Here is a 1,373-nt window from a genome sequence, read left to right on the forward strand (position 1 = left end):
GCGGGCCCGCTCGCCCTGGCCGCAGGGCTGGCGGCTCAGTCCGCGCAGTGCGGTGAGGTCCTCCGGCCCGGGCAGGTACCCGTCGGACACCGCCTCCTCCAGCCGTTCCAGGTAGCCGGGGGCGCTGCCGGGCAGGGCGGAGCGGTAGCGTCCGAGGTCGGCGAGCAGGAAGGCGCGCAGCCGGCCGCCCTCCTGGACGGCCTCGTCGATCGCCTCGGTGAGGCGCAGGGCGTCCTGGACGTCCTCCGCCCAGAGTTCGGCGCCCGGCCCGGCGAGGGCGGGCCGGACGGGCCCCTGGAGGTGGACGGGCACGGCGGGGTGGAGGGCTTGGGCGAGGGCGCGGCGCAGCACGCGGACTTCGTCGGCGCTGAAGGCCATGCCGCCGCGCGATCCGTGTGGCGTAGGCATGGGCTGACACTACGTGACGAATATCCGATTTGTCGGTAACGTCGCGCCGAACCACCCACGGTCGGCCCGGCGAAGAAGCCTTTCGCCGCCACCTGTAACGCCACCCGGGGCGCACCTGGTCATCCAGGTGTCAGGGGAGAACGAGCGAGGGGGCCGGGCAGGATGCGACCGGACGGTCAGGGGAAGGCGGCCCGGGGCGGGCGGCGGGACGAGGACTTCCAGGCCTTCGCGGCCGCCCGCGCCAGACCGCTCTACCGGTCGGCCTGCCTGCTCACCGGCGGGGACACCCACCTCGCCGAGGACCTGGTGCAGGAGGCCCTCGGGCGGATCTACGCCCAGTGGCACCGCACCTCCTGGTTCGGGGCCAAGCGCCGGATCGACAACCCGGCCGGGTACGCGCACACCGTGCTGGTGCGGGCCTTCCTCTCGCACCGCGTCCGCCGCTCCAGCGGCGAGCGCCCGGTCGAGGCGGTGCCGGACGGCGCGGCCCCGCAGGGCGACCCGGAACTGCGGCTCGCCCTGGTGGACGCGCTCGGCCGGCTCGCCCCGCGTGACCGGGCGGTGCTGGTGCTCCGCTACTGGGAGGACCGCAGCGTCGAGGAGACCGCCGCGGTCCTGCACAGCACCCCGGGCGCCGTCCGGACCCAGGCCTTCCGCGCGCTCGGCCGGATCCGCACGGTGCTCGGCAGCAGCCTCGACGACCTCGCCGAGCGCTGAGCCGGCGCGTCACGTCACGTCAACCCACTTGGTAGAGAGGTTGGTTCAGCATGTCCGCAGAGCACGACGGGCCCGAGGAGCGGTTCGAGCGGGCCTTCACCGAGGCCCTCGGCCGGGCCGGCGAGGCCTACGACACCGAACCCGGCCCGCTGGTCGACACCGGCTGGTCGCACGGCCGCCGGCTGCGCCGCAGGCGGCGGATCGGCACCGCGGCGGGCGCCGCCGCGCTGGCCCTGGTCGGGGTGGGC

Annotated in this window: 1 protein-coding gene and 2 pseudogenes; 2 read left to right on the forward strand and 1 reads right to left on the reverse strand. The window is 75.8% G+C overall.

Annotated features, from left to right (window positions below):
* Positions 1 to 408: pseudogene (locus tag AE652_RS41460) on the reverse strand (hypothetical protein); the annotation flags it as partial.
* 162 nt (positions 409 to 570) lie between these two features.
* Between AE652_RS41460 and AE652_RS41465 the strand changes: the two are divergent.
* A complete protein-coding gene (locus tag AE652_RS41465; protein WP_049661170.1) occupies positions 571 to 1,125 on the forward strand; it encodes a SigE family RNA polymerase sigma factor in 555 nt (184 codons plus the stop codon).
* Positions 1,126 to 1,175: 50 nt separating this feature from the next.
* A pseudogene (locus AE652_RS41470) lies at positions 1,176 to 1,373 on the forward strand (hypothetical protein); the annotation flags it as partial.

It is taken from the genome of Kitasatospora sp. MY 5-36 (assembly GCF_001182915.1).
GTDB lineage: Bacteria > Actinomycetota > Actinomycetes > Streptomycetales > Streptomycetaceae > Kitasatospora.